Raw genomic sequence first — 25,980 nt, 5'->3', positions numbered from 1 at the left:
TGATCAAGCCCTCAAACGCTGCGCATCAAGCCGCCATCCACGCGGATGTTCTGGCCGGTGATGTAAGCGGCGCCGTCGGAGGCCAGGAAGGCGATGGTGGCGGCGATTTCTTCGCTGGTGCCGTAGCGCTGCATCGGAACCGCCGAACGGCGCGCTTCGGTCTTCGGCAAGCTGTCGATCCAGCCCGGCAGCACGTTGTTCATCCGGATGTTGTTCTTCGCTTCGTTGTCCGTGAAGATCTTGGTGAAGGACGCCAACGCCGCGCGGAAGGCCGCCGACGTGGGAAACATGTCCGACGGTTCGAAAACCCACGCAGACGAAATGTTGAGAATCACGCCGGACTTCTGCTGCCGCATCAGGGGCGTGACCAGACGGGTAGGGCGCACGACATTCAGGAAATAGGTGTCCATGCCCTTGTGCCAGTCTTCATCGGTCAGATCCAATAACGGCCCCTTGGGCCCGTGACCGGCACTGTTCACCAGCACATCCACGCGGCCCCACTTGGCCACGGCCCGGTCCACCAGCTTGGCCAGATCGTCCGGGTTCTGGTTCGAACCCGTCACGCCGATACCCTTCAATTCGGCCGCCAGAGCTTCGCCCTTGCCCGACGAGGACAGGATGGCGACGTGATAGCCATCAGCCGCCAGCCGTCGTGCCGACGCGGCGCCCATGCCGCTGCCACCCGCCGTGATCACGGCTACTTTTTCAATAGTCATTCGATAGGCTCCTTTTGGATTCCGGCCGCCCAGGGCCACGTGGTGGACCAGGCGCACGGAACAAGCCGTTCAGTTTAAACGGCAGCGCCCAGACCTTGCGTATCGGTGTTTTGACGAAAACCCAGCGGCGTGTATAACTTCCTGAAAATCAGGCCAGAGCCGCCCGCGTCAATGCCACCATCGCATCCACTTCCGCGTCATCGCCATCGAAGCGCGTCACCAGGCGGATGATGCCCCCGCGCCGACGCGCGAAGCGCACGCCAGCTTCGGCCAGCTTGTCGATCGCGGTCTGCGGCAGGCGCAGGAACACCAGATTGGCCTGCACCGGCGCCACGAGTTCGACACCTGGAAGCGTGTCCAGCTCCCGTCCCAGGCGCGCCGCCAGGGCGTTGGACTTGCCCGCCAACTGCAGGAGCAGCCCGTGGTCGATATACGCCATCAACTGCGCGGCGGAAAACCGCATCTTGGACCAGGTCTGTCCGGCACGCCGCAGGTGGTAGGACAGCGGCTCGACCAGCGCCTGCTTGAACACCACGATGGCCTCGGTATTCATGCCGCCATTCTTCGTGCAGCCGAAGGACAGGATGTCCACCCCGCGCCGCCAGGTCATGTCCGCCGGCGTGCAGGCCAGGGTCGACAGGGCATTGGCGAAGCGTGCGCCGTCCATGTGGAACACGATGCCGGCCTCGCGCGCGGCGGCGCCAATGGCGGCGATGTCATCCAGGCCGTACACCGTGCCATATTCGCTGGCCTGCGTAATCGACACGGCATCGGGTTGCGGGCGATTGCGCACGCCGCGCTCGGCATGCCGCAAGGCATCCGCCAAGACCTCGGGCGCCAATTTAAAGTCGGGCCCGGGCAGGGGAATCAGCTTCGCTCCGCCCGTGTAGGCTTCGGTGGCGCCGCCCTCCGCCGTGTGGATGTGCGCGTCCTGGTGGCAGTAGATCCCGCCGTAAGGCCGCGCGCAGCTTGCCAATGACAAGGCATTGGCCGCCGTGCCGGTCGACACCGGAAACACCACCACGTCCTTGCCGAAGAACTCGGAGAACTTCCGATTCATCAGGACGGTGTATTCATCGTCACCATAGGCCGCAGCCGCGCCCTGGTTTACCTCGGCAACGGCGCGCAGGATGTCAGGATGGGCGGTAGCGATGTTGTCACTGCGAAAGTTCGGGATCACGAGTGTCTTCCTGAAGCTGTAAAGCCTGTAAAGCCTGGTCGATAGCGGCCGGGAGCAGCCTTGAAGCAGCCCTGAGGCAAGCAGCCCTAAAGCAGCGTGCCATCCTGACGCCGCAAGCGGCGATTCACCAGCAGCAAAGGCACCGCCGTAAACAATATCAAGATGGCGGCCGCCGCCGTGGCGGTCCCCGGCGCCGTGCCCTCCAGGGTCTGGTACATCCGCACGGTCATGGTCGACCACTTGCTCGTATACAGCACGATGGTTGAACTCAATTCCGACGCCACCGTAATCCACACCAAAATCACGCTGCCGACCAGGCCGCTCATCATCAGCGGCACGGTCAGGGTGGCGAACGTACGCATGGGAGATACGCCCAGGTTGATGGACGCTTCTTCCAGGCTCGGATCGATCTGGTGCACGATCGCCGACGAGGACCGGATGGCGAAGGGCAGCTTGCGCACGACGTAGGCAATCACCAGGATCAACCAGCCGCCCGTCAACATCAAGGGCCGGTCGTTGAATGCCAGGATCAGGCCTATGCCCAGTACCGTGCCCGACACCGCGAAGGGCACCATGCCCACCATGTCCAGCACGCCGGTCAGACGGCTGCGATGGCGCGCGACCACGTAGCCGATGGGCGCGCCGATCACGGTCGCGACAGCGGCGGTGACGGTCGCCAGGATCAGCGTGTTGTACAGCGGCTGGTAGGACCCCGCCAGCAGTTCCGAGTAATTGCCCAGGCTGGCTTGCCAGTGCAGCACGGGCCCGCGGAAATGCAGGAAGGAAATCATCAGCACCGCGGCGAAGGGCAGCAGGGCTATTGCCACCATGCCCCAGCAATACGCCGCGGCGGCGATGCGCCAGCCGCGCGACAAGGGCAGCGGCGGCGGTACCGACCGCGCATTGGTCGTGAACCGGCGCTTGCCCAGGTAGCGCCGCTGGATCATCAACACCACGGAGGTGCCGGCGATCAGCAGCACGCTCAAGGCGCCGGCCGCGGCCGGATTGCTGTCGGCCTCGCCGGCGAACAGCTTGAAGATATCCACCGCCAGAAAGGGCTTATCCTCCGCCAACACCGCCGGCACGCCGAAATTCTCCAGCGCCTCGATGAACACCAGCAAGGCGCCGGCCAGCACCGCCGGCGCTACCACCGGCAGCAATACCGTGCGGAACACATAAAAACGCGATCCGCCCAGATTGCGCGCGGCTTCCTCCACCGAAATGTCGATGGCCTTGAAGCCGGCGATGGTGGGCATCAGCACATAGGGATATAGCGTCAGCGCGAAGACGATGACGATGCCCGGCATGCCGTAGATCGACCCGATGGGTATGCCGATTCCGCGCAGCGCGGTGGTCACCACGCCGGCATGGCCGAACAGCAGCACCAGCGCATAGGCCGCCACGAAAGACGGCAAACCCAGGGGCAGCGACGCAAGGGTCAGCAGCAAGGACCGCCCCGGCAATTGCACGCGTGCCAGGCAGAAGGCCAGCGGCACCGCCAGCGCCGTCGCGCATAGCGTGGCCAATACGGCAGCGATAAGGCTGTTGACGACGCTGTTGGTGTAGTAGGTGCTGGAAAAGATCTTCGCGTAGTTCGCCAGCGTGATGCCGCCGCTGCCTTCGATCCGCAGGCTGGCATCCAGCACCAGGGCCAGGGGATACAGCAGGAAGATCGCCAGCAGCACCAGGGCGATGGCTGTGATGGAGAGTCGGAATTGCTTCATGGCGCGGGAAACGCCACGATTTGCGCGGGATCGTAGGCCAGTCCGAAGACCGCGCCCTCGCGCAGGTTCAAGGTGTGCGCACCCAGCGCCGATACCCGCAGCGGCGTGCCGTCGGGTAACTCTGCGTGCAGGCGCTGGATCTGCCCGAGGAACTCGCGCAGGATCAGCTTGGCTTGCAGGGGCGCGCCGTTCACCGTGCCGCCACCAAAGCCGGCACCACTTGCATGCCCACCATCGGCCACCCGCAAGGCCTCGGGCCGGATCGACAACAGCACCTTGCTGCCCGCGTCCGCGATCCGTCCGGGCACGGCCAGCGTCGCACCGCAGGCGTCGACTTGCGTCACCGCCCCGTCGAAGGCACCCGCCACGCCGGACAGCATATTGGTGCCTCCCAGGAAGCTGGCCACGAAAGGCGTGCTCGGCTGCCGGTAGATGTCCTCCGGCGACCCCACCTGCTCGATGCGCCCGCCGCGCAGCACGGCGATGCGGTCGGATATGGCCAGGGCCTCTTCCTGATCGTGCGTGACGTACACGGCGGTCAGGCCCAGCGACTGCTGCAGCTGGCGGATTTCAATGCGCATCTCGGTGCGCAACTGCGCGTCCAGATTGGACAAGGGCTCATCGAACAGCAGCACCGCCGGTTCGATGACCAGGGCGCGCGCGATCGCCACCCGCTGCAATTGCCCGCCCGACATCTGATGGGGCCAGCGCTTGCCATAGCCGTCCAGGCGCACCCGTTGCAGGGCTTTTTCCACCCGCGGGCCGATGTCGGCCGCCGGCACGCGCCGCGCACGCAGCCCGTAAGCCACGTTGTCTGCCACGTTGAGGTTGGGAAAGATCGCGTAGTTCTGGAAGACCATGCCGATGTTGCGCTGATGCGCCGGCAGGCTGTCGATGCGTTTGTCGCCCAGCCAGATGCTGCCGGACGTCACATCGTTGAAGCCGGCGATCGAGCGCAGCAGCGTGGTCTTGCCGCAGCCGGAAGGGCCCAGCAGGGTGAACAGCTCCCCATGTTCTATCGTTGCGGAAATACCATCGACGGCACGCAGCTCGCCGAAGGTGCAGGTCAGGTCATCAATCCGTATGGCGGTCATACGATCAACGCGTTTCCTGGATGAGATCCTTCAGCTTGCGCAAGGTGTCGGTGCGCGCCGCTTCCCACTTCGCATCGTCGTAGGGCAGCAGCTTGATTTGCGCCAAGGGCGGCATGCCGCCCGTATCGGTCAGGGCGACGTCCTGGCGGGCAGGGCGGCGGAAGGTCGACTTCAACAGCATTTCTTCCGTGGGCTTGCTGGCCAGGAAATCCACCAGCGCGCGGGCGTTGGCGGTGTTGGGGCCGCCCTTGATGACGGCCGCGCCTTCGGCCAGCGCCACCGTGCCGTCGGCAGGGTAGATCACCTTCACGGGCGCGCCGTTGTGCGCCCACAGATAGCCGGCGTATTCCAGCGAAATACCCAGCGGATATTCGCCCGTGCCATTGCCGTCGAACACCAGTGTGGAGCGGTTCAGGACCTTGGTGTTGGCGATCAGCTTCTTGACCTTGGCCCAGGCGGCGTCGTTGTCGCCCCAGGCGCCCAGCAAGCCGCTGGCGGTGGCGTAGGAGAAGCCCGAGTTGGCGGGATCGGTGTAGACCAGCTTGCCTTTCCACTGCGGATCCATCAGGTCTTCCCAGCTCTTGGGACCCTTGGCTGGATCGATGGACTTGGTGTTCTGGGCGATCACCGCCACCTGCAAGTTGGTGCCGATCCAAAGATTGTTGGGATCGCGATACTGCGCGGGAACCTGATCGGCACCCTTCACCGCGTGAGCATCGAAATACTTGCTGTTCTGCTTGAGCAGCGCGGCGCTGACGCCCCAGACCACATCGCCTTGCGGATTGCCTTGCTCGGAGATGACGCGACGGAACAGGACGCCGGAGCCGGTGGACACCACGTCCACCGTGATGCCGGTCTCTTTCTTGAAACCGTCGGCGATCAGTTTATTGACCGTATCGTCGTTGGCGGAATACAGCACGACGTGGCCGTCGGCGGCGTGCGCGGCCGGCGCGGCCAGGGTCATGACCCCGGCGACCCCAGCGAACAGCAAAGTACCCATCAAACCGTTCTTGTATTGCATGACTTCCCCTTGTTGTGTGCGCCTTTCGTGTTGTGTGCGGCGCGGTATGGTCAGGCTAGCGAAACTAGAGCAAGGTATTTCCGGCGATGTCTTTCAGCTCACATACTTCAGCTTAGATAAGCCCGCGCGGCGGCGACACCGGCGCCCGGATTCAGCTTGTGTCCCAGATCCGGCAGCACGTCTTCAAGATGCGCCAGGTCGGTGTAGATGGTGTCGGCGTCGATGGAACCCATCGTGCCGATGCGAATCACCTTGCCCGACAGGCGATTGCGCGCACCCGCGATGACAGTGCGATGGCGTTGATACAGCTCGCGCACGATGGTCGCGCCATCCAGGGGCGCGGGCACGTCGAACACCACCACGGTGGAGGATTTGCGCTGGCCCGCACCGAAATCGCTCAGCCCGATGGCCGCGCCACCCGCGCGCAGGGCATTCGCCAGTTTCTTGTGTCTTGCCAATACCTGGTGCAGGCCTTCGGTATGGATCATGTCCAGGGCTGCGAGCAATCCGCCCACCAGGCTCACTGCGGGGGTAAAGGGCGTCTCGCCTTTTTCGGCGGAGGCCTGGGCCCGGCGGAAATCCCAGTAGAAGGACGGCAGGCGTCCGCCGCCATTGATCACTTCCCAGGCTTTGGGACTGATGCTGGCCAGACCCAGTCCGGGCGGGCACATCAGGGCTTTCTGGGATGCGGACACCAGAATGTCGACGCCCCATTCGTCCTGCTTCATCTCGATGCCGCCCAGGCCGCTGACGGAGTCCACCACCAGCAAGGTGCGGCGGTCGCGCACCAGCGCGCCCAGTTTGGCCAGATCAGCGACGATGCCGGTCGAGCTTTCGTTATGGACCACTACCATGGCCCGGTAGTCTTTCTGCTTCAGGTGAGCTTCGACGGCGGCGAGGTCGATGTCATCGCCCCACTGCGTGGCGACGACGTCGGCCTTGGCGCCGACGGCTTGCGCGATCGTGGCGAAGCGTTCGCCGAACTGGCCGTGCGTGACGATCAGCAGTTCATCGCCGGGGCCGGCCACGTTGACGATGGCGGCTTCCATCATGCCGCTGCCGGAGGCCGCGTAGAACAGGATGCGGTTCTTGGTGCCCAGGATGGGTTGCAGGCCGGCTTCCGCCTTGGCCAGCGCGCCGCGGAATTCGGGGCCGCGATGGTTGACCACCATTTGGGCGCTGGCTTGCAGCACACGCTCGGGAACGAAAGTGGGGCCGGGCAGGCGCAGGCGATAGCCGTCCGGCGCCAGGTTGGGAATCGCGGTAGGGGACATCGGATCGAAGCGCTCCATGGTCAGTCGGCGGCCTGCCTTTGCTCTGTGGATTACCGCCAGATGTGGACAGATTCTAGGTAGGTCGGTTGATCAAAACAAATGGTTTGAATCTATTGATTATTCGATTTTTCAAATATATGCTCGAAGAAGAATTTTTCTCGGATCGCGCCTTGCCATGTCACGCCACGTCTCCTTGCGTCATCTGCGCTGTTTCCTGGCAATCGCCGACACGGGATCGTTCACGCTGGCCGCTTCGCGCATGGCGCTGACGCAGTCGTCATTGACGTCCACCATCCAGCAGTTCGAAGAGGCGGTCGGTGTCCGATTATTCGATCGCAGCACGCGTCGCGTCACGCTGACGCAGGCGGGGGCGAGCTTCAAGGCCGAGGCCGCGCGTGTGATCGGTCAGTTCGACGGCGCCATCAGCGACCTGCAGGCGTTTTCGGAAGGGCGGCAGGGGCATGTCCGCATCGCGGCGATCACATCGGTGGTGAATTATTTTCTGGTCGATGCCATCGAAGGATTTCGCGTCGCGTATCCGGGCATCACCATATCCCTGCGCGGCGCCAGCGCCGCGGTGGTCGAGCAGATGGTGGCCAATGGCGAGATCGATTTCGCTGTGGAAAGCCGGTATCGCGGCTACGACGAACTCAGCTATACGCCTTTGTTCGAGGATACTTATGGCGTGGTGTGCCGGCGCGATCATCCCTTGGCGCGGGGCAAGGGGCCCATCGATTGGGCGGGACTGGATCCGGCCAGTTATATCGGGTTTTCTTCGGACACGGGAATAGGCGCGTATCTACGTGCCCATGCGGGCATGCCGGCGCTGTTCGACGCGCCGCATGACGAGATATCCAATACGGGTGCGTTGTATTCCATGCTTGGCATCGGCCAGCGCTTCAGCGTGCTGCCCGCGCTGGCGGCCAGCGAGCGGGATGCGTCGAAGTTCGTGTTTCGTGAGCTGCGGTCGCCGGGTTTGAAGCGGGAGATCTGTTTGATCACCCGGCATCTGCGGGCGCTGTCCAGCGGCTCCGAGCACTTCCTGCATTTTCTCTGCGACACCATGCGGCGCAAGCCTATTCCGCCTGGGGTGCATCTTTGCCCCGTGATGCCGGATGGTGGCGACCTGCGCGCCGCCTAGGCGGCGTGCGCCGGGTCAGGCCTGGGTGGAGCGGGCGCTGTCGGGCAGGCCGAATACCTTGTCGAAGCAGAGGTTGTAGACGAAGGTGTAGATCAGGAAGAAGACGATCAGGCCCAGGTCCAGGATGAAAGCGCTGAGCAGGGAGATGTTCATCCACCAGGCGAAGAGGGGAACGAGGACGACCACCAGGCCGCCTTCGAAACCGATCGCGTGCGCGATGCGGCGGCGCACGCTGCGGCCCTTGACGGGCTGGCGGGCTTCCCAGCGTTCGAACAGGTAGTTGAAGATCAGGTTCCAGACGATGGCGACCGTCGTGGACGCGACCGCCGCGATACTCGCGTGCCCCGCGCTCTTGTCGGAAAAGAGCGACAACCCCAGGGTGGTGATCGCAATCGCGATAGCTTCGTAGATCGCGACATACACGATCCGCCGTTTGATGCCTTGCATGAATATGCTCCAGTGCGCGATGGCGCGCCACGGTGTTCCGGGCCACGGGCCTGGCCCGAGCTTCCGGGCCCTGGGCCGGGCCCAGGCCCAGCCAGCCAGCCAGCCAAGCCCGCCACGGCCGGCCGCCTTCGGCTAAGAACACGCACACCATCGATAAATCAATCAACGTGGGGCCGCCAGGCCCCACGTAATACATGCATAGTCTATGCAAGCTCAGCTGATGTATAAAGTCAGAATCTTTCAATATTTCTGATAGGTCCAGCCCTATGGCTTTCTCATCGGACAACATCCGGATCTTCCTGTCCGTCCTGGACACCGGCTCCTTCTCCGCCGCGGCAAGATCCCTGGGCCGCGTCCCGTCAGCGGTCAGCATGGCCATCGCCCAGCTGGAAGCCGAACTGGACCTCAAACTCTTCGACCGCGAAGGCCGTGAGCCCCGGCCGACCGAAGCCGCCCGCTCCCTGGAGCCCCAGGCGCGCCAGATCGCCAGCCAGCTGCGTCAGCTGGACAGCCATGCCCTGGCCTTGCATCAGGGCCTGGAGCAACGGGTCACCCTGGCCATCGCTCCGGAACTGATGTCGACGCCATGGAGCATGCCCCTGACCGTCCTGGCGGCCGAATACCCTTCGCTGGAAGTCGAGGTCATCACCGCCCCGCAGGAAGACGCGCTGCGCATGATGCACGACGGCAACGTGCAACTGGCCCTGGTTTTCGAACGGGCCCACATGGACGAGCGCGAAGCGTTCCAGGAGTTGGGCGAGGAAATCCTGGTCGCCGTCGCGGATCCAGAAACCCATCGCGGGTGGTCGCGCAACCGGCCTTTGCAGATGGAAGACCTGATCGACCTGCGGCAGATCGTGGTCGCAAGCCGCAGCTGGGAACAACTGGATCCCCGCTTCGCGCTGTCCCGCCATATCTGGCGCACGGATAATCACCTGGCCACCTTGCGGCTGGTCCAGGGTGGCCTGGGCTGGGCCTATCTGCCGCAGAGCCTGGTGCGCCCGCTGGTAAGCGCGGGCAGCCTGGTCGAGATTCCCTTCGACAACATCACCAACGAGCGGCCCCTGTGGGTGGACGTGGTCTGGTCCCGCGAACGACCGCTGGGCCTGGGCGCGCAACGCTACATCGAACTGATGCGGCAAAGGGAGTGATGTCACGGGGCTGCCGCCCCGTGCGCCCCGCTGCCCACCCTCACCGGGTTACGATGCCGCCCATGAAAATCCAGTTCAATCCGCGCGCGCTGGCCGCTGCCGTTCTGCTGTTCATCGTCCTCGTCGTGCTGGCCACCATCGGCGCACGCTGGGGCTGGGTGCGCAGTTTCCTGGGCGACACCCTGGCAGTGATCTGGGTCTACTACGTGTTCAAGACGGTACTGCGCGCCCCCGTGCTGCTGCTCGCCAGCCTGGCGTTCGCGGTGGGCGCCCTGGTTGAATTGGGCCAATACCTGGTCACCCTCATGGGCTGGCGCATCCCGAATCCTGTCCTGCGTGTCGTCTTTGGCAGCACCGCCGACTGGTGGGATGTCGCGGCCTACGCGCTGGGCTGGCTCGCCGTACTGGCCATCGAGCTGCCCTTGCACCGGCGGACTTAGAAATACACCTTCAGTCCCAACGCAATAGTCTGCGGACTGGCCCCGGCGGGCACGGACAGGTCATTGATCGCGAAGTCATACGCCGCGTTGGCCCGATTGCGTATGCGTGAGTAGTACCCGAACAAGGACGTCCGCTTGGACAGCGGGTAGTCATACCCTATCGTGTACTGGACAGCCCCGGTGCCGGACCCGCTCTTGACGAAGCCGACCGTCTCGTCCGCGCTGCCCGTGCCGTTGGCGGCGACTCCCACCGCGCCCGTCAGCGTGCCGCCGCCCAGTTGCTGCATCACGGACAGGTAATAGCCCTTGCGCGCCAGGCTTCCGGTCGCCGTTTGATAACGCAGTTGCTCGAACAGCAGATTGACCCGCGTGGTCGGGAATTGATACGACACGCCGGTCTTGATGGCGTCATCGTGCGTATTCGACGCCTGGTAGTTCCGATGCAGCTCATACGCCAGCACCAGATTCAGTCCCCCGCTCGTGTAAACCCCGGACCAGGAGAACAGCTGCGGATCGCGCGGCGTGCTCGCGCGCTCCTCCGGCGTGCCCCAGGAGAACCCACCGCTGAAGCCATTCCAGTCGGGCGACCGGTAATGCAGGGAGTTCTTCTGGCGGCGGTCGAAGGAGCTGGTGTTCTGCACGTTGTCGGTCTGTGCTGCCGACCCGTTGCCGATCAGCGCCATATAGCCCGCGGTGGTGGGATAGTAGGGATCGAACCCTGTCGTTGCCTCGGTGTAAGCCGTATGCCATTGGCCCAGGAAGAACGTGCCGTAGGGCGATTCGAAGCCGAGGCGGTTGTTGCGGCTGGCGATCTGGCCTTCGCCGTTATTCGGCGAGATGCCGCTTTCGATCTGGAAGATCGTCGACCAGCCATTGCCCAGCCACTCCGTGCCGCGCAGGCCGAAGACCGAGCGGTTGTTCGTCATGCGGGCCCAGCTGCGGTCGGCGGACGCGCCGCTGACCCAGCTGTATTCGACAGCGGTGTTCAGGCGGCCATAGAGGGTGACCGAACTTTGCGCCGACGCGGGCGCACTGGCGCAGGCCAGCGAAATGCAGATGAGGGTGAGGGAGGGGAGGGAAGCAAAGGGGATGCGGGCTGCGCCTTTGAGGGCGCAACGCAACGAGAGAAGACGGGGCATGGCTCTACAACGTGTGGAAGCGAGCCGGGAGGATAGGTTTCGCTCGCCTGCCGGGGCTATTGCACGATGGTATAAGCCGGGGCACGCGTGAAGGCGTATGGCCCGGAGAGGGCGTGGCCGTGCGCTAACACTATGGTCTTAGCGCAGGGTAGAGGGGAGCATGGGCCCCATGCCCCCCGGGGCAAGCTTAGCCTTGCAGGGTCTTGCGCGTGACCGGAGCGACTGCCGCCACGTACAGGAAGGCGCCGGCGATGGAGATGTTCTTGAAGAAGTTGTTCAGCTGGCCGCTGAATTGAGCCGGGTCGGCGGCCCAGAAGCGGTGGGCGATGACGGCGGTCAGCACGGTGTAGATGGCGAGCAGGATGCTCAAGGGCCGCAGCTGCCAACCCAATACGAACAGGATGGGGCCGCCGACTTCGAGCAGTATGACCAGCACGGTCACCACTTCAGGAAGGGGAAAGCCGAGGCTGCCGAAATAACCGACGGTGCCGGAGAAGCCTAGGATCTTGCGCACGCCGGCGATGAAGAACAGCAGGCCGATGAGGATGCGCCCTAGCAGCGCGAGGGGAGAGTTGACGCTATAAGCCTGGGTATTCACATGGAGCTCCTGGATAAGATCCCGAGACCGGCCGTGGCGTGGTGCCTATGGGGGCCGGAGAGCCCGCCATGCTAATGGCGGGGCGCCGATGTGGATACTAACTTTTCGGTAATTGTTTCTTCCACAGGGAGCAACAATCTTCGAAGCGGTTTTATTGATGATGGGGCTGCCGCCCCATCATCCCCGAGGTTGCGGGTGACGGGGCTGGCGCCCCGTCGGCCCCCGCGATTGTGGTGATGGGGCTTGCGGCGCATCGACCCTGCGGCTGGCGGTGACGGGCTGCCGCCGTCGGCCCCAGCCGCTCCGCGGCTACGACCTTGCGGCGGCAGCGGTTTCGGCCAAGCCCTTGGACTCCGCCGCGGCCGGGTCCAGCCACCAGGCTTCGCCACGGGCCGGGGCGGTGAGGTCCAGGCGTTCGCCCATGCGGGGCGTGGCCAACGCGACGTTGCGTTCGGCCGCCAGCGCGGTGACGCGCTCAAAGGGATCCTGCCAACGGTGCATGGCCAGGTCGAAGGTGCCGTTGTGGATGGGAACCAGGTGGCGACCCCGCACGTCGATATGCGCCTGTACCGTCTGCTCGGGCTGCATATGGACATACGGCCATTGCGCGTCATACGCACCGGTTTCGATAAACGTCACGTCGAAGGGCCCCAGGCGCGTGCCTATCGTACGGAAGCCATCGAAATACCCGGTGTCGCCGCTGAAGAACACCCGTATCTCTCCATCGTCGATGACCCAGGACGCCCACAAGGTGCGATCCCGATCCAGCAGGCTGCGCCCGGAAAAATGCTGCGCCGGCGCCGCCGTCAGCTTCACGCCGTCCAGGGTGGTGCCGCCCCACCAATCGAATTGCCGCACCTTGTGCGCCGGGATGCCCCATTCGATCAGCCGGTCGCCCACGCCCAGGGTCGTCAGAAAAACTTCCGTCTTGGCCGCCAAAGCCAGAACGGTATCCCGGTCCAGATGATCGTAATGATCATGGGAAAGAATCACCGCTTGCAGCGGCGGCATATCTTCCAGGGCAATCGGCGGCGCATGGAAACGCCGCGGCCCCATGGACGAAAACGGCGACGCGCGCTCGCCGAACACCGGGTCCGTCAGCCAGAACTGTCCACGCAGCTTGAACAGCAGCGTCGAATGACCCAGACGATAGAGACTGCGGTCCGGCGCGGCCAGCAGCTGTGCGCGGGTCAGCACGTCGACCGGGATCGGCGTCGTAGGCACCGTGTCCTTGGGCTTGTGCAGCAGCATGTTCCACATGATGCGCAGCATCTTGCCCAAGCCCTCGGCAGGCATGGGGGCAACGTTACGGAAGCGTTCGCCGTCATGCTGGTCCGATCCCGCCACAAGGCGCGAGCGGGCAATGGCATTCAGGCCCAGCCAGCGGCGCACGGGAGCCGGCAGCAAGGGGCGGCGCGGCTTCCAGCACGCGCTCAGTCTGCAGGTGGTCGACATTCAGTGGGATTCCTAATCTGTATGCCCGGATGGTGCAGGTTTCTCGCCGTTCGATAAACACGTACAGCGGAAAACATTGTTCCGCCAGGAAGGACAGACGACTGCTGCATTTCCGCCACGGCAGAGCATGGAAACCTTCGCTCACCCAAAAGAGCCTCACATGTAACGGCATCTTTCTGCGAAAATTCTGCTGCCGCGCAAAGTCGCCAGACGTCCCTCGCGCTCCGCGCCGGCCCGCATCTTCCTCACTTTCCCTGAAGAAAGGCTCTTCGGCATGTCCCCGTTGTCCCCTCGCGTCCGCGCTGCATCCGCCGTGCTGATTCGCCGCCTTCGCCCGGCGTTGCGCGCCCTGCCGCTGACCGGCGCCCTGGCCTGCACGGTGGCCGTGTCAGCCGGCGCCGCGGCCGCGACTTTGGGCTCGGGCGCTTCGATGGCGGTCAGCTTCACCATCGCCAGCGAGTGCCAGGTGTCCAGCGGCGACCTTCTGCGCCTTCCGCAAACCCAGCCCGCCGTCAGCTGCCTGCACAACGAGATGGCCAACGTCGCCATGCAGGGCTCGCTGTCTTCGGCCACGGCAGTGGATACCGCCGCCAGCGCCAGCGTGCCGGAAAACGAAAGCGCGTTGCCCGCGAGCCCCAGCGGCATCGGCGCGGCAACCTGGGTCGTGACGTTCTGAGCGCACGGCGCCGGGCATCGCCGGCGGACCGCCGGACCGCCAACAATCCGGCATCAACCCACAGCGTCAAAAATAAATCGTCGCCTGCACGGTGTCGTTATACGTGCCGGGCACGGGCCCGGTCGCTTGTGGCGCCACGCGTCCATATACCGTGACCGGTTGCGCGAGTCCGTTGCCGATCGCGCTGTACATGGCCGTGCCCGCCGTGCCGTCCCCCCACGGAATGGAATATCCCGAATCCGTATAAAGCTGATAGGGAATGACCTGCGTCGCCGTGCCGCCCGACCGCAGCATATTGCGCGCGGTCACGGTACCGTTCGACCCGCCATTGAGCGCGATCCGGTACGAGGCGTTGTTGGTGCACTGGACGGTCAGCAGGCTGGTGGTGCGCCGTTCCGCCGTGATCAAGCCCGTTGTCCCGAAATTCATGGTGTTCGCGCTGATCAGGCAATCGTTGATCACCGATGCGGTGATGGTCGGCGTGAACGTGGTCTGCGGCGTCAAGGTGGAGCACGCCGGCGGTGACCCCAGCAGATAGTAGGAATAGGCAAGGGTGGCGACACCAGCGAAGCTCTCGGTATAGGTGGTGGCCGCGTCGCCGACCGTGGGCACGGTGAACTGGCTGGCCAGCGTCTGCGCGTTGATGGTGATGTTGGCCGATGCGGTGGTGCCCAGCGCTGGTTGGGTCAGCACCAGCGATATCGGTGTGGTCGACGTCGCGGTCGAACCCCACAGGGGGCTGTAGCCGGCATTGCCGGCGATGCGGTATTGCAGCCGGTTGCTCCCGTTGCCCAGCGTGCGCGGATTCTGGCTGGTCGAGTTCGTCCCGGTGCCCAAATTCACGCAGACCTGCGCATTGGGCGCCAGATTGATAAGCCCCCAGGTGCAGGTCACGGTCAGCGTCGCGCTGCCGGTATAGCTGGTGCCGCGCACGGGACTGACGCTGTTGATCGCCAACGGTGTCATCGCCGCGGAGCAGGTCTGCGCCTGCGCGGCCGGTACGCACGCAAAAAATGCCAGCAACAGCGTCAACGCGAGCAAACAGCGGCGTCCCATCACCGTCCTCCGCCCGCGGCCGCGCAGGTATAGGGTCCCAGCGTCGGCAGGGAGCCGTCCTGCGGGCGTTGATAGTCGAAGGTTACGGTGCACTGCATCTTGTCGTTCGATATCGATAGCGTGTTGTGCGGGGCCAGCCCGTCGACGAAGGTAATGCCGTCATAGCCCACGATGGTATTGCTGTTGCCTTCCACGTGCTGCACGCGCGTGCCGACCGGCAGGGGCTTGCCGGCGGCATCGTGCAGCACGATGGACGCGGCCGAGTAGCGGGTCAGCCCGAAACGCGTCACCACGCCGGACAAGGCCTGCGGCACCACATCCTGTTCAGTGGATTCGATGCGTGCATCGGGCGGAAGTTTCAGGCTGTCTATGCCCACCTGGTTATGTTGGTAAGAATTCAGGTTCGGCACCAGCAGGTAGCCGCCGCTGCTGGTGTTGCCGATCACGCGGTTCTGGCTCAAGACCGGCACGCCGCCGACACCGTCGGTGGACACCAGGGTGAAGCCGTCGTAGATCTGGCGGGACGGCTCGACGTGGCCGTCCATCAGCACCACGCTGCCGTTCAGGTCCAGCGCCACGCTGCTTTCGCCGCCGTAGCTCTGGGCCGTGGCGGTGGCCTGGCCGTAACGGCCCAGATATTGGCCCCAGCCCTGGTTGTAATCGGACGGCCCGTTCCTGCCCTTCTGCAAACCCCAGCCCCAGCCGCCGCCGTAATCCGGGGTCTGCACCGCGCCCACGTTGTAGGTGCTGTCGCCGTTCTGGCGGCCCACCGACGCGCTGCCGGAGCGGCCATCGCCCAGGCCGATGCTGACGCTGAAGAACACGCCATTGGTGTTGCCCCGGCCGAAGTCTTTGTAGGCATTGACGTTGAAGGTGATCTGATAGCCCGCGTTATACGAATAGGCGACCGACCCTACGTGCGACTTGTCGACGCCGGGGTAGGCCACGTTCAGAAAGCTCAAAGCCACGGTCTGACGCTTGCCCAAGGGCACCGCCAGGGTGATGCGGTCATCGCTGTCGGCTACCGGCGTGCCGTCGGCGGCGGCCAGGTCGCCGTAGTTGCCGAACTTGCGGGTGCTGCGCGCGTCCAGCGAGAAGTCGGGGCGGATGTATTGATACCCCACGCCGGCCTGCATGCCGGTGTTGCGTCCGGTGCTGCCGGCCAGTGAGCCGTTGATCACCCCGCCCGAGCCCAGGCGCACCAGCGCGCCGCCGCCGGCGTTGTAGACACCGGAGCTGGCCTCGGTGTGCGCCTCCAGGGTCAGCGCGTCGCTGATGCCGTAGCGCAGCGAGCCGCTGCCGGCGGGGGAGCGGTCGTAGTCGAAGGATGTCAGGCCATAGTTGCGGCGCAGGAAGCCGAATTCCGCGGAATAGCTGGACAGGCCGGCGGACAGCATGCGCGAATCGATGTAGATAGGCAGCGTGGTCTGCACCGGCCGCCCCAGCGCGTCGCGCGTGACGACGCTGGCGGTGCCGGCGCCCGTGATGCCCGGCACGCTGTTCACCACGAAAGGCCCGCTCGGCACGTTGCCGGAATACTGGCGCACGTTGTTGATGTAGACGTCCACGGCCGATGGCACCACCGCGCTGCCGCCCAGGGTGGGCAGCGGGAAGGTCACCAGGTCCGGCCGCAGGGCGAAGTTGCGGCGCCATTGCAGGCCGCCCAGGCGGATGGAGCGAGACCAGTCCAGTGACGACGTGATCATGTCGCCGACCTGCGTGGTGCGCAGGGTCGTGGGGTCGGATCGGCTCCACGAGGAGTCGTAGCGGACGTATTTGCGCTGCGGCCCGTACAGATAGCCGATCCCCGTATTGGAGATGACGCCCGACGGCGAAAAGTAGCGTTCCTCGGTCCACAGCGCCAGGCTGTCGCGGCCCTGGGTCTGCGCATAGGCGTCGTAGTTGATCAGCAGGCCGCGGCCGGAACTGGCCGGTGGCGTCGGTTGCAAACCGCGCGTATCGACGTCGTAGGGGCGGCGCAGGCGGTCGGGCAGGCGCAGGTCGACGGACTGTTGCCCGGCGTCGTAGCGATAGGTCAGGCCGTTGATGCGGTCCAGCGGCACATCCATGTCCGGCGCGCCCGCCGGCAGGCCGGCCGCCGACACGCCCAGGTCCATCAGGTCCTTGCGCGACGCGTAGAGGCGTCCGCCGGTTTCTATGAAGCGGGAGATCAGCGTGGTTGCATCTCCGTTGAAACTCACAGTCAGGTAAACCTCATGCGACGCCGCCGTCGCGCTGCCGGGACGCTGCGGCGGCGCGCTGACCTGTGCGTGCGCCGCCAGAGTCGTCACGCAGGCGCAGGTGGCCGCAAGTCCCTGCAGTGTCCTTTCGCGTAAGCGGCCCGCCATGCGCCCCCCGCCTTCATGGCGCCGGCGACAGGGTCACGGCGGCCTCGGCGGGATTGGCGTTGATGCGGGCGCGCAGTTTGAGCGGTGCCCGCAATGTCGCGTCGGGGGGCAGCGACAGTTGCCAACGACGCGTGCGGCCGGCCAGGGCGTAGCCGAGCAGTCCTTTATTGATGTCATACACGCGGTCGCCGGAGATCAGTTGCACGGCGGCGACCTGGGCGCGCAGGCCACCGTCGTTGCGGGCCTCCAATACCCATTGCCCGCCGACGCGCTGCACCGTCCAGGTCATCTTGGGCGGGGTGATCGCGCCTGGCGTGATGAAAATGGGCACGGAATAGCGCAGCCGCACCGTGACGCCGGATTGCGCGCCGAGGTCGGGCGGCGCGATTTCGTCGATCAACACGCGGAAGCTCTGTTCCGCCTGGGGGGCCTGCGGGCCCGTGCGCAGCAGACGGATGATCTGGCGCGAGCCCGGCGCCATCTGGATCAGAGGCGGGCTGGCGACCATGTCCTGCGTCGGCAGCAGGGCGTCGTCGCCATTGGCCTGATCCCAGCGGAACACCCGCACCTGCCCATAGATGGGTTCGGTGCCGTCGTTGCTGAGGGTGATGGCGGTGGCTGATTCGTCCGGCCGCAGATTGACCGTGACCGGCGTGATCTGCAGGCTGGCGGCACGCGCGACCGTCAGCGCGCCCGCCGCGCACAGCAGCAGGCAGGCGAGTCCTCGCGTCCATCCTGATCGGGAAGAGCGCAACACGCTAGAAGAATACCGTCGCGGTGACCGTGCTCTGGTAAGTGTCCGGCCGCGGTGTGTTCTGGGCGGCGACCTGACCATATACGGTCAGGGTCTGGGCGGCGCCCGAGCCGGTGCCGGCCACGGTATTGGTGCTCTGGGTGTTGCCCCAGATCGTGGTGCGGCCCGCGTCCTGATACAGCTGATAGGCCACCGTGGTGCCGGTATTGCCGGTGGCGGTACCGGCCAGCAGGCGCGCGGCCACCGTCGAGCCCGTCACCGTGCCGGCGTCCAGCCCGATGTTGTAGGGCGTGGTGTTGGTGCAGGTCACCGCCAGGGTGGTCTGCTGGTTGACGGCGGTGGCCAGCACGCCTGACGAGCCGAAGGCCAGCGGGTTCGCGGCGATGGTGCAGTTGGCCGTGATCGTCAGGGTGACGAGGAACGTGGCCGTGTTGGTGCCGTTGGAATAGACCGCCGCGTAGCTTTGGATAGGTGCGGCAGTGAGCAAGGCCGCGAATGCGGCGGCGGAAACGCGTTGTACGTATTTCATAGTCTCTTCCCCAGCCATCCTTGATGCGACGGATTACTGCCGCGCGAGGGTTTGCGGATACCTTTGCATGACGGCCCGGGCCTACTCCAGGTTCGCGCGTGTGGAGTAGTCCGTTCGCCTACGCAGTGTTACTAGGGTGACTAAGAAGATTCCCGGGGCATGTAATAGTATGTCTATCTATGTAACTCTAAATTGGGTATTTCCGTCGAATTCTTGCAACTCTCCGACATTGCTCGGCGGTTGATGAGCAGGTATTGGTTACAAACTTACTTGGCGGGTATGAGTTTGTTCGCAAAATTGTGTGGAAATACAGCAGCGGTAAGAGGGCTGGGGAGGGCGGGGCCCTTCCCAGCATGGGGCCAAGCGTAGCCGCCTTTCGCGGAGGGGGCATCCCGGGAGTGGCCCAAACCCTGCCGGGGGCTACCCGACCGCCCTGCGCTGGCGGCCGCTGACCGACCATGCAAAGGGCCCCTGCCGTCAGGCAGGGGCCCAAAAAAGCAGCTGCCCGCCAGGGTGCCGCTCTATCGCATCGTGACGAACTCTTCCGACGCCGTCGGGTGTATCGCCACCGTGTCGTCGAAATCCTTCTTGGTGGCCCCCATCTTTAACGCCACCGCGAAACCTTGCAGGATCTCGTCCATCCCGTAGCCGATCCCATGGATGCCGACGATGCGTTCTTCCGGTCCCACGCACACCAGTTTCATGCGCGCCGGCTGGCGATGCTTCGTCACCGCGGTGTACATGGCCGTGAAGCCGGACTGGTATACCTTGACCTGGTCATTGCCGTGCCGCGCGCGGGCCTGCGGCTCGGTCAGGCCCACCGTACCGATGGGCGGATGGCTGAACACCACCGTGGGCACGTTCTCGTAATTCAGATGCTCGTCCGGCTTGTTGTTGAACAATCTTTCCGACAGGCGCCGGCCGGCCGCCACCGCGACGGGTGTCAATTCGATCTTGCCGGTGACATCACCCACCGCGTAGATATGCGGCACATTGGTCCGCTCATACTTGTCGGATTCGATGTAGCCGCGGCCGTCGACGCGCACGCCGGTGGCCTCCAGGTTCAGGCCGCTGGTGTCGGGCACGCGGCCGATGGCCCAGACGATGCAGTCGACGACACACGTTTCGCCATCTTCCAATTGCAGCGTCAGGCTGCCATCGGCGTTCTTCACCACGGCCTTGGGCACCGCATGGCGATGGACCGTGGGGCCCGCGGCGTCCATCACCTCCATCAAGGTGTCCCGCAACATGGGATCGAAATTGCGCAAGGCGGATTCCTTGCGCACGAACAAATGGGTCTCCGATCCCAAAGCGTGCAGCACGCCGGCCACTTCGACGGCAATGTAGCCGGCGCCCACCACGGCGGTGCGCGCGGGCAGGGCAGGCAGGTCGAAAAAGCCATCCGAATCCATGCCCAGGTCGGCGCCCGGGATGTCCGGCCAGGCCGGCTGGGTACCGGTGGCGATCAGGATGTGGTCGGCGGTAATGCGTTCGCCGTCGACCTCGATGGTGTGGGCGTCGACGAAGCGGGCGTAGCCGCGGAGCACATCCACCTTGTTGCGGCTCAGGCCGCTTTCGTAGGACGTGTGGATGCGATGGATGTACGCGGTCCGGTTTTCGATCAGGCGGGCCCAATCGAAGTGTTCGACCTTGGTGTCAAAGCCGTAGTCCGGGCCGTAATGATGGATCGCCTCGGCGATCTGCGCCGCGTGCCACATCACCTTCTTCGGTACGCAGCCCACGTTGACGCACGTGCCGCCGAGTTCCTTCGCCTCGATCAGCGCGCATTTCTTTCCATACGAGGCCGCCCGGTTGACCGAGGCGATGCCGCCGCTGCCACCGCCGATGGCGATGTAGTCGTAGTGCTTCATCGATAGACACCTTGAATAAATGGATACTCCCGGCGCGGGGGAGCCTGTCATCCCCGCCGGCCGCAACGTGCTGAGTATCGCATTTCCAGTCTATCCGGCCCCGGATTCCTGCGCGTCTTGTGCGGCGAATATCTCCTCCGCCGCATGGAAGGCGGAATTGGCGGCCGGCACGCCGCAATAGATCGCGGTCTGCAGCAGCACTTCCTTGATCTCGTCGCGGGAGACGCCGTTGTTGCGGGCCGCGCGCAGATGCAGCTTCAATTCCTCGCCGCGGTTCAGCGCCACCATCAGCCCTATCGTCAGCAGGCTGCGCGTATGGCGCGGCAGGCCTTCGCGGGTCCAGATCTCGCCCCAGGCATAGCGGGTGATCAGATTCTGGAATTCCTCGTTCACCGGCGTCAGGCGTTGCAGCGACCGGTCCACGTGTTCGGCACCGAGCACGTCGCGGCGCACCTGCAGCCCGGCTTCATAGCGTTCGTCATCATTCTTGGGGGTGGGCAAGGCAGTCTCCATAGGAATTTTGGTCGCACACCGCATCCACGTTCGCGCGCGCGGCTTCCCATTCCGCCAGCGCCGCATCGACGAAATGCGCAGCCTGACCAGTGTAGCGTCCGGGGTCGCTCAGGCTATCCAGGGTCGCCGCATCCAGCAGCCCGGCCAGTGCCGGATCTTCAGCAAGGCGATCCTGCAGGGCCTGCCTCAGTGTCACGCCGGTCGCCGCGGCGGTGCGCGACGCCTGTTCCACAAGGTGGTGCGCCGGCAGCCGGCCCAGGCGATCGCCCAGGGCCAACATATAGGCTTCGCCCAGGATCAGCCCACCGGTGATGTCGACATTGGCGCGCATCCGCGCCGCGTCCACCTGCAAGCCCGCGGCGACTTCGCCCATTTGCCGCAAGGCGCCAGCCGTCAGGGTCACGATCTGGGGCAGCGTGTCCCATTCCGCCTGCCAGCCGCCCAATGCCCGTTCATGCTCCTGCGGCATCGCGGCAAACATCGTTGCCACCAGCCCCGGCACGCGCGTGGCGACCGTCAGCACGGCAGCGCAGCCCACGGGATTGCGCTTATGGGGCATGGTGCTGGAGCCTCCGCGTCCTGCCGCGACCGGTTCCGCGACCTCGGCCACCTCGGTCTGCATCATCAGGGAAACATCCCGCGCTATCTTGCCCAGCGTCCCGCACAGCATGCCCAGGGTGCTGGCGACTTCGACCAGCCGGTCCCGATGGGTGTGCCAGGGCAACGCTGGCGGGGACAAGAAAAGTTCGTCAGCCAGGCAGGCGACCACGTCCGGTGCCTGCCTGCCCAGGCTGGCCAAGGTGCCGGCGGCGCCGCCGAACTGTAGCGTGCGTACGCGACGGCGCGTGTCGGCCAGGCGGGTCAGGTCGCGGCGCAAGGCGTCGAGCCAGCCGGCCGCTTTCAAGCCGAAGGTCGTCGGCAGTGCATGCTGTTGCCAGGTGCGCGCCACCATCACCGTATCCCGATGGCGGCGGGCCAGGACGGCGCAGTCATCTGCCAGTTGCAACAATTGGCGGTGTGCGATGTGCAGCGCGTCGACCAATTGCAGTACCAGCGCCGTATCGAGGATGTCCTGGCTGGTGGCGCCCCAGTGGACATAGCGCGCGGCTTGCGCATCCTGCTCAGCGACGAGGGCGGTGAGTTGCTTGACGAACGGGATGGCCAGGTTGCCGCCGGCGATCGCGCCTTCAGCCAAGGCCTCCAGGGCGATCGAGCCCTGGCCCGCGGCCGTGCCGGCCATTGCGCAGACTGCCGAGATTCGTGTGGCCGCCGTGGCGGGGATGACCCCGCAACGCGCTTCGGCACGCGCCAGCGCCGCTTCGACGGCGAGCATGCGGTGGATATAGCCCCGGGGCGAAAAAATCTCCAGGACTGCGGGACTGCCGAACATGGGGGCGGTAAGGCCTGAGCCTGGGGACCAGGACATGGGATTTCCCTCTTGACTCAGATATCGAAGAAGACGGTCTCGCCCGCGCCTTGCAGCACGATGTCCCAGCGCAGGATCTGGTCATCCCCCTGGCGCGCGATCAGCGTCTTGCGCCGCTCGGCCGGCACCTGGCGCAACACGTCGTCGCTGGCATTCGCCGCCGTCTCATCGGGGAAGTACATGCGGGTCGCGACATGCTTGAGCAGGCCGCGCATGAATACCGAGACCAGGATGTGCGGCGCCTGCGCCGCGCCATGCACGTCGGGCACCGAGCCCGGCTTCACGGTGACGAAGCGGAACGAGCCGTCCGGGCCGGTGGGAACGCGGCCGAAGCCGGTGAAGCCCCTGATCAAAGGCAGGCTCTCGCGCGCGTCGTCCGGATGATCGTAGCGGCCATGTGGATTGGCCTGCCAGATTTCCACCATGCCGTCCGGCACGGGCGCGCCCAGTCCATCCAGTACACGGCCTTCGATCACGATGCGGCGCGCGTGCAACTCGGCGGCGTTGCTGGTGAGATCCTCGCAATAGCGGTCTTCCAGGCCGATGTGCAGATAAGGACCGACGGTTTGGGATGCGGTGGCGTATAGCATGTTCTCACTCCATCGGCGTGGCATCGCGGCCGCGCAACACGATATCGAAACGGTAGCCGAGCGCATGGTCGGGCCGCGTGGTTTCCCAGTCGAAGCTGGCGACCAATCGATCGCGTGCCTTGGCGTCCGGCACACAGTTGAAGATCGGGTCGTAGGCCAGCAGGGGGTCGCCCGGAAAATACATCTGGGTGACCAGCCGCGTCGCATAGGCGCGGCCGAACAGGGAAAAGTGAATGTGTTGCGGGCGCCAGCCGTTGTAGTGATTGCGCCAGGGATACGCGCCCGGCTTGATGGTCTTGAATTGATAGCGGCCCTGGTCGTCCGTCACCACGCGGCCTTCGCCGGAAAAGTACGGATCGAGCGGTGCATCGTGCTGGTCGAGTTTGTGCAGGTAGCGGCCGGCGGCGTTGGCTTGCCAGATTTCGATCAGCGCGTGCGGAACCGGGCGGCCGTTTTCGTCGAGCACCCGGCCGCTGACCAGGATGCGTTCGCCGATGGGATCACCGCCGCGTCCGACGGTCAGGTCGTTATCGCCGCTTTGCACGAAGGTGGTGTCCACGCCCGGTCCGGTGACCTCGGACAGCGATTGCGGCAGGACGATCAGCGGCTGTTGGGGCGAGCGGAAGTGGGTCGAACCATAGGGATCGAAACGGTATTTGGGCTGGGTGTCCCAGTAAGGACGGCGATATTGGGCCGGGCGCGTCATCGCATATGTCTCCGTAGGTTGTTATTGGATTGCGGTTCGCTGCGTGACTATGAGGGGCTTAATAATTCATGTAAATTGAGTTTTCGCGCCAATTAGATGAAATTTAATTATGAAAAACGGGCGGCAGGTTGGAGACGAATCCGGTGAATTCTTTCGCTCGCGCGTGCGCCTCCGTCATCTCCAATGCTTCGTGATCGTGGCGCAGACGGGCCACCTTGGCCGCGCGGGTGCCCAGTTGGGCCTGACCCAACCCGCGGTATCCAAGACGCTCACGGAGTTGGAGGATATGGTGAGTGTCCGCCTGATGACGCGCCAACGCGCCGGCACCTCGCTCACCGCGGACGGCATGCGCTTTCTTCGGCATGCACTGCGTATCATGGAAGGGCTCGATGCGGCCTCGGAAAGCGTGACAGGAACGGCAGGGCGGGCCGTCGCATGCGTGCGCATCGGCGCATTGCCCAGTATCGTTCCGGCCTTGTTATTCGATGTGGTGAAGGCGTTCCGGCAGCGCTATCCAGATGTTGGCCTGACCGTGCGTTCCGATATGAACCGCATGTTGATCGACAGCCTGAAGGCGGATGTCTTCGATCTGGTCTTGGGCCGCATGGACGACCCGGCCGCGATGGAGGGGCTGTGGTTCGAGTCGCTGGGGCCGGAGCCGCTGCTGTTCGCGGTCAGGAGCGGGCACCCGTTGACGCGGGCAAGCGCCGGTTTAACCGAGGCGCTGAGATGGCCGCTGGTGATTCCGGCGCAGGGCTCCATTCCGCGGCACAGCCTGGAAAGCCTGTTGGCGCGGCACGGCCTGTCCTTGCCCCAGGGCTGCCTGGAGACGGCCGATGCTTATCTTGGGAGCCTGCTGGCGCGCACGACGGATAGCATCTGGGCGGCGCCGACGTCGGCCATCAGGCGGCTGGCCAATGAAGGCGTGCTGGCGATTTTGCCCATCGCGACGCAGGGTACGGAAGAGCCGATCGGCCTGCTGCGGCGGGCTGATCGTGCCTTGGACATGTCGGCCGAAGCCTTCGCGCGCGAGGTCCGTGCGATCGCCGGCACGGCGCGCGAAGCGGGCGAGGGGAACGCGTGACCAGCGCTCATGCTGTGCTGCAGCGGCGCGGCTGGCTTGTTCTTCCCCTACTTGAACCGTTCAAACAGGGGCGAAGCGTGGCTGGCGGCTGCCAGCTCCGCCGCCGCGGCCAATAACGCTGGTCCCAGTGCAGCCATTCGCTTTTCATCCAGTCGAACCAGCGGCCCGGCCACGCTAAGCACCCCGGTTGCCGGATATCCTTTGCGCATGATGGGCGCTGCCATGGCCGTCATGCCGGGCGCGAAGACCTCGACGATGGTCGCGTACCCACGCTTGCGCGCTGCATGCAGGAAAGCCAGCAGACCGTTGATCGTCGTCGGCGCGGCCGGCCCGAAATCCTTGGGCAGGCCAAACCCTTGCCGGCTGACCAGTTCCACCGCGCGTTCGTCGGTCATGGTCATCATCCACGCGTGGCCCGTGGCCGAACAGGACAGCTTGGTGTCCATGCCCATGTCCGGATCGTATTTCAGCCCCATGATGGCGCCCTGTGCCTTCGCCACCCAGGTGATGCGGTCGCCATCGACCAGGGCCATGCGGACCAGTTCCCCCGATGTTTCCGCCAGCCGGTCCAGGCACGTCTGCGCCATGTCGACAATGCCCGACGTGCTGAGGAAGCTCAGGCCCAGCCCGACCAGCTTGGTGGTCAACACATAGTCGCCATGCTCGCGCAATTGGCGCACATAGCCATGCGCCTTGAGATCCGTAAGCAGGCGATGGCAGGCGCTGCGGGGGATGTCCAATTCGTCGGCGATGAAGGCCAGCGGGGTGCCGCCGACTTGGCCGGCCAACAGCTCCAGGATGGCCAGCGTGCGCTCCATGACACCGCTCATGAAGGTCTCCTTGTTCTCGGTTTTTTCGCATTGTGGCACGCGATTCCACTTCGGAACAGGGTTCCAAAGCGGTCATTAAGATTCTCTCCGCCGGTCCCACGCACCGATCACCTGCGCACCGACCAACCTTGGCCGCGCCGGGTGCCGATAACAAAACACCAATGACAGGAAAGGAGACAGGAATGAATCAATCATCAATGAGTTCCCCAATGAGGGA

General features: G+C 64.8%; 25 protein-coding genes. 5 read left to right on the top strand and 20 right to left on the bottom strand.

The window, feature by feature from the left end; translation table 11 throughout:
- Nucleotides 1-11: 11 nt before the first annotated feature.
- From ASB57_RS15395 to ASB57_RS15370, 6 genes are all read right to left on the bottom strand, one after another.
- Nucleotides 12-716, bottom strand: a complete 705-nt coding sequence (locus ASB57_RS15395) for an SDR family oxidoreductase (RefSeq protein ID WP_057653017.1) — start codon at nucleotides 714-716, stop codon at nucleotides 12-14.
- Nucleotides 717-864: 148 nt separating this feature from the next.
- A complete protein-coding gene (locus tag ASB57_RS15390; RefSeq protein WP_057653016.1) occupies nucleotides 865-1,896 on the bottom strand; it encodes a low specificity L-threonine aldolase in 1,032 nt (343 codons plus the stop codon).
- Between the two features lie 86 nt (nucleotides 1,897-1,982).
- Nucleotides 1,983-3,620: an iron ABC transporter permease gene (locus ASB57_RS15385; RefSeq protein WP_057653015.1), complete on the bottom strand. Its 1,638-nt coding sequence runs from the start codon at nucleotides 3,618-3,620 to the stop codon at nucleotides 1,983-1,985.
- On the bottom strand, nucleotides 3,617-4,714 hold the full coding sequence (locus tag ASB57_RS15380) for an ABC transporter ATP-binding protein (RefSeq protein ID WP_057653014.1): 1,098 nt from the start codon (nucleotides 4,712-4,714) through the stop codon (nucleotides 3,617-3,619). Before ASB57_RS15380 ends, ASB57_RS15385 begins: the two co-directional genes overlap by 4 nt.
- Nucleotides 4,715-4,718: 4 nt before the next feature.
- Nucleotides 4,719-5,735, bottom strand: coding sequence for an extracellular solute-binding protein (locus tag ASB57_RS15375; protein ID WP_057653013.1), 1,017 nt, complete (start codon nucleotides 5,733-5,735; stop codon nucleotides 4,719-4,721).
- A gap of 107 nt (nucleotides 5,736-5,842) precedes the next feature.
- On the bottom strand, nucleotides 5,843-7,009 hold the full coding sequence (locus ASB57_RS15370) for an alanine--glyoxylate aminotransferase family protein (RefSeq protein ID WP_057656176.1): 1,167 nt from the start codon (nucleotides 7,007-7,009) through the stop codon (nucleotides 5,843-5,845).
- Between the two features lie 175 nt (nucleotides 7,010-7,184).
- On the opposite strand from ASB57_RS15370, the gene ASB57_RS15365 reads away from it, so the two are divergent.
- Nucleotides 7,185-8,150, top strand: a complete 966-nt coding sequence (locus tag ASB57_RS15365; RefSeq protein ID WP_057653012.1) for a LysR family transcriptional regulator — start codon at nucleotides 7,185-7,187, stop codon at nucleotides 8,148-8,150.
- Nucleotides 8,151-8,165: 15 nt separating this feature from the next.
- Here ASB57_RS15365 and ASB57_RS15360 read toward each other — a convergent pair whose 3' ends face one another.
- Complete coding sequence (locus ASB57_RS15360) at nucleotides 8,166-8,597, bottom strand: PACE efflux transporter (RefSeq protein ID WP_057653011.1); 432 nt, start codon at nucleotides 8,595-8,597, stop codon at nucleotides 8,166-8,168.
- Between the two features lie 266 nt (nucleotides 8,598-8,863).
- Between ASB57_RS15360 and ASB57_RS15355 the strand changes: the two genes are divergently transcribed.
- Complete coding sequence (locus ASB57_RS15355; protein WP_057653010.1) at nucleotides 8,864-9,748, top strand: LysR family transcriptional regulator; 885 nt, start codon at nucleotides 8,864-8,866, stop codon at nucleotides 9,746-9,748.
- Nucleotides 9,749-9,810: 62 nt separating this feature from the next.
- Nucleotides 9,811-10,188 (top strand): DUF2809 domain-containing protein, encoded by a 378-nt coding sequence (locus tag ASB57_RS15350; RefSeq protein ID WP_057653009.1) that lies wholly within the window; start codon nucleotides 9,811-9,813, stop codon nucleotides 10,186-10,188.
- On the opposite strand, the gene ASB57_RS15345 is transcribed toward ASB57_RS15350, so the two are convergent.
- The 3 genes from ASB57_RS15345 to ASB57_RS15335 all read right to left on the bottom strand — a co-directional run bounded on the left by ASB57_RS15345 (nucleotide 10,185) and on the right by ASB57_RS15335 (nucleotide 13,380).
- Nucleotides 10,185-11,327, bottom strand: coding sequence for a porin (locus ASB57_RS15345; RefSeq protein WP_057653008.1), 1,143 nt, complete (start codon nucleotides 11,325-11,327; stop codon nucleotides 10,185-10,187). The genes ASB57_RS15350 and ASB57_RS15345 overlap by 4 nt on opposite strands.
- 187 nt (nucleotides 11,328-11,514) lie before the next feature.
- Nucleotides 11,515-11,925: a DoxX family protein gene (locus ASB57_RS15340; protein ID WP_231755154.1), complete on the bottom strand. Its 411-nt coding sequence runs from the start codon at nucleotides 11,923-11,925 to the stop codon at nucleotides 11,515-11,517.
- A gap of 309 nt (nucleotides 11,926-12,234) precedes the next feature.
- A complete protein-coding gene (locus ASB57_RS15335; protein ID WP_082621624.1) occupies nucleotides 12,235-13,380 on the bottom strand; it encodes an MBL fold metallo-hydrolase in 1,146 nt (381 codons plus the stop codon).
- Between the two features lie 274 nt (nucleotides 13,381-13,654).
- Between ASB57_RS15335 and ASB57_RS15330 the strand changes: the two genes are divergently transcribed.
- Complete coding sequence (locus ASB57_RS15330; RefSeq protein WP_156414179.1) at nucleotides 13,655-14,056, top strand: hypothetical protein; 402 nt, start codon at nucleotides 13,655-13,657, stop codon at nucleotides 14,054-14,056.
- 66 nt (nucleotides 14,057-14,122) lie between these two features.
- Here ASB57_RS15330 and ASB57_RS15325 read toward each other — a convergent pair whose 3' ends face one another.
- The 9 genes from ASB57_RS15325 to pcaH all read right to left on the bottom strand — a co-directional run bounded on the left by ASB57_RS15325 (nucleotide 14,123) and on the right by pcaH (nucleotide 23,849).
- Nucleotides 14,123-15,112 (bottom strand): spore coat U domain-containing protein, encoded by a 990-nt coding sequence (locus tag ASB57_RS15325; protein ID WP_057653006.1) that lies wholly within the window; start codon nucleotides 15,110-15,112, stop codon nucleotides 14,123-14,125.
- Entirely contained in the window at nucleotides 15,112-17,460 is a 2,349-nt protein-coding gene (locus tag ASB57_RS15320; protein ID WP_057653005.1) for a fimbria/pilus outer membrane usher protein, read from the bottom strand. The genes ASB57_RS15325 and ASB57_RS15320 overlap by 1 nt, the downstream gene beginning before the upstream one ends.
- A 13-nt stretch (nucleotides 17,461-17,473) precedes the next feature.
- The gene (locus ASB57_RS15315; protein WP_231755153.1) at nucleotides 17,474-18,217 is read right to left on the bottom strand and encodes a molecular chaperone; all 744 of its coding nucleotides are present in this window, start codon (nucleotides 18,215-18,217) and stop codon (nucleotides 17,474-17,476) included.
- A 1-nt stretch (nucleotide 18,218) separates the two neighbouring features.
- Nucleotides 18,219-18,743 carry a spore coat U domain-containing protein gene (locus ASB57_RS15310; RefSeq protein WP_082621622.1) on the bottom strand — a complete coding sequence of 175 codons (525 nt, stop codon included), beginning with the start codon at nucleotides 18,741-18,743 and terminating at the stop codon, nucleotides 18,219-18,221.
- A 521-nt stretch (nucleotides 18,744-19,264) separates the two neighbouring features.
- Nucleotides 19,265-20,614: a glutathione-disulfide reductase gene (gene gorA, locus ASB57_RS15305; protein ID WP_057653004.1), complete on the bottom strand. Its 1,350-nt coding sequence runs from the start codon at nucleotides 20,612-20,614 to the stop codon at nucleotides 19,265-19,267.
- Between the two features lie 90 nt (nucleotides 20,615-20,704).
- The gene (gene pcaC, locus ASB57_RS15300; protein ID WP_231755152.1) at nucleotides 20,705-21,115 is read right to left on the bottom strand and encodes a 4-carboxymuconolactone decarboxylase; all 411 of its coding nucleotides are present in this window, start codon (nucleotides 21,113-21,115) and stop codon (nucleotides 20,705-20,707) included.
- On the bottom strand, nucleotides 21,096-22,553 hold the full coding sequence (locus ASB57_RS15295; RefSeq protein ID WP_082621621.1) for a 3-carboxy-cis,cis-muconate cycloisomerase: 1,458 nt from the start codon (nucleotides 22,551-22,553) through the stop codon (nucleotides 21,096-21,098). Before ASB57_RS15295 ends, pcaC begins: the two co-directional genes overlap by 20 nt.
- A 17-nt stretch (nucleotides 22,554-22,570) precedes the next feature.
- The gene (pcaG, locus tag ASB57_RS15290) at nucleotides 22,571-23,143 is read right to left on the bottom strand and encodes a protocatechuate 3,4-dioxygenase subunit alpha (RefSeq protein WP_057653001.1); all 573 of its coding nucleotides are present in this window, start codon (nucleotides 23,141-23,143) and stop codon (nucleotides 22,571-22,573) included.
- Between the two features lie 4 nt (nucleotides 23,144-23,147).
- Complete coding sequence (gene pcaH, locus ASB57_RS15285) at nucleotides 23,148-23,849, bottom strand: protocatechuate 3,4-dioxygenase subunit beta (protein WP_057653000.1); 702 nt, start codon at nucleotides 23,847-23,849, stop codon at nucleotides 23,148-23,150.
- Between the two features lie 109 nt (nucleotides 23,850-23,958).
- On the opposite strand from pcaH, the gene ASB57_RS15280 reads away from it, so the two are divergent.
- Entirely contained in the window at nucleotides 23,959-24,933 is a 975-nt protein-coding gene (locus ASB57_RS15280) for a LysR substrate-binding domain-containing protein (protein ID WP_057652999.1), read from the top strand.
- A gap of 47 nt (nucleotides 24,934-24,980) precedes the next feature.
- On the opposite strand, the gene ASB57_RS15275 is transcribed toward ASB57_RS15280, so the two are convergent.
- Complete coding sequence (locus tag ASB57_RS15275; RefSeq protein WP_057652998.1) at nucleotides 24,981-25,763, bottom strand: IclR family transcriptional regulator; 783 nt, start codon at nucleotides 25,761-25,763, stop codon at nucleotides 24,981-24,983.
- Nucleotides 25,764-25,980: the final 217 nt, after the last annotated feature.

It is taken from the genome of Bordetella sp. N (genome assembly GCF_001433395.1).
GTDB lineage: Bacteria > Pseudomonadota > Gammaproteobacteria > Burkholderiales > Burkholderiaceae_B > Bordetella_C.
Note: the sequence above shows the minus strand (reverse complement) of the source record. Positions and strands in the feature narration are given on the sequence as shown.